Origin of the sequence: Xenorhabdus sp. PB30.3 (genome assembly GCF_963895965.1) — a bacterium.
Taxonomy (GTDB): domain Bacteria; phylum Pseudomonadota; class Gammaproteobacteria; order Enterobacterales; family Enterobacteriaceae; genus Xenorhabdus; species Xenorhabdus stockiae.
Genome location: NZ_CAWQMW010000094.1, coordinates 1 through 1979 on the forward strand (window position 1 = coordinate 1; position 1979 = coordinate 1979).

1 protein-coding gene and 2 pseudogenes are annotated in these 1979 nt (G+C 50.1%); all 3 read left to right on the plus strand.

All coding sequences use genetic code 11. The annotated features are described in order from the left end of the window. Positions 1-144 precede the first annotated feature (144 nt). Positions 145-658: pseudogene (locus tag AACX38_RS06325) on the plus strand (tail assembly protein). Continuing rightward, positions 600-1361, plus strand: coding sequence for a DUF6453 family protein (locus AACX38_RS06330; RefSeq protein WP_255712313.1), 762 nt, complete (start codon positions 600-602; stop codon positions 1359-1361). Before AACX38_RS06325 ends, AACX38_RS06330 begins: the two are co-directional and overlap by 59 nt. Before the next feature lie 24 nt (positions 1362-1385). Beyond that, positions 1386-1979 (plus strand): annotated as a pseudogene (locus AACX38_RS06335) (hypothetical protein); the annotation flags it as partial.

Below are 1979 nucleotides of genomic sequence, written 5' to 3' on the forward strand. Positions count from 1 at the left end.
GTGCCCAAAAAGGATTGTTTAGGGATGAGGCAGGAAAAATCGAAAGATAAGGATTTATAATGAAGGCAACAAACCGCGTTATTTTCAACGCGGTTTGTCAGCAGTCTGAACCCCCTAACGGGGGTTTTTTATTGGAATAATTTTATGAATACATTGCGAAACGTGCAACTTTCTGGCGTGCTCGGCTCTCAGTTTGGACGCAAATATAAACTGGCAGTCTCTTCACCGCAGGAAGCAATCCGGGCACTCTCTGTCCTGATTGATGGCTTTGAAAAATACCTGTTAACGGCCAGAGAGCGCGGATTCACCTTTGCGGTGTTTATCGGCAAGCGCAATATCAGTCAGGATGAACTGGCCTTTTCCGGTGAAGGGGATATTCGGATTGTGCCGGTGATCATTGGCAGTAAAAAAGCCGGGGTATTCCAGACGATACTCGGCGCAGTCATGGTCGTGGCGGGGGCGTTTTTGTGGTACACGCCCTATGGCGTACCGATGGTGATGTCCGGTGTGGGTATGATGCTGGGTGGGGTGGTGCAGATGCTCTCCCCGATGCCGGGCGGACTGGCGCGACGGGAAGACCCCCGACAATAAACCCTCGTATGCCTTTGGTGGCCCAGTCAACTCCATCGCGCAGGGTAACCCGGTGCCGATCGGGTAATGTATCCGGCTGGTTTGACCCTTATTTTGACTCCGACCGGCATTTTTATATTCAGGTGTGCGGTTATCCGAAGTACAGAGCCGAGTTTGGTATTCAGCTGGCAGGCATGAATGGTGTTTCAACGATCACCGATCAGAACCGACTGGGGTATTGCGTTTACCGGGGCAGAGTGACATTAGGTAAGCAGGGGCAGTGGCGCGTGCCGGATTCCATCCCGAACCGCTCACAATGTCTGGTGTTTGCCCGGACAGAAACGCCGGGGGCGGCGGTCGGTATGACTCACGATAAAGTGATTGTGAACAATGACGTGCCCTGTCAGGTGTCAGTGGTGATTTTCTCCAGCGGCTTTGCGTTACAGCGACCGGACTACGGGATAGCGATTTATAACGCCTCGGGAGAGTTGACCTACTCTTCCCACTACACACCGTTTTTTCTGGGTGAAATGATCGCGGTCAGAAACGGGAGTGGGTCAGCCCGCACCCTTTCTCGCCCGATGGTGCATGTGAACCGATTAGCTAAACTAGTCAGGAATGTCGGTGGGAACAGCTGGCGGTTTGCTGATTCCGGTTTCACCTTCTCAGGCAGCACTATTTCGGTGAGCGAAGCCGGGAAGATGAATTTTGAATACATCCAGGTCAATAACTTCAGTTACAAACCCATCAACTACGACATCTACGCCATTAACTACGACGATTACTTCTGATTTTCTCTTCTCAGGAACCCAATCATGATTTACACACAAGGCACACTATCCACGGTGTCCGGCTCGGCGATTGTCCGGGGTACGGGCACAAAATTTAAAGACAACCTGAGCGGCATTGCTCCGGGGCAGGTGATACTTATCCAGTCCGGCAGCAATAATTTGTTACATATGATACAGGCCGTAAATTCGGATACCGAACTGGTACTGGCGGATAATGTCAATGTGACGCTGAATAACGTCACTTACCAGATCCAGACGACCGTGCCCAATTCTATCTCCGATGGTGTCCGGCATATGTGCGCCATTAACAGCAATATCATCCAGTTTCTCCAGAGTATGGATCAGTGGATGACGCAGAATGGGACGGTGAGTATCACGTTGCCGAATGGACAGACGGTGTCGTTGCAATCGATAAAGGCGCTTTATGCGTCAATGAATGGAAAGTTGGATAAAAACCAGAACGGGGCGGATATCCCGAATAAATCGGTTTTTATTGGAAATTTGGGTTTGAATAGTATTTTGGATAGCAAGTTTTCATGTGGACAATATCAGGTAGGTTCATCCGGTGGAGGGATTCAAGACTTTAACCTCATTCAACCAAACCGCACCTTCTATGGA

Bases quoted from the DNA above. Each gene is read 5' to 3' on its own strand.
- AACX38_RS06330 (WP_255712313.1), top strand. From the start codon at position 600: ATGCCTTTGGTGGCCCAGTCAACTCCATCGCGCAGGGTAACCCGGTGC.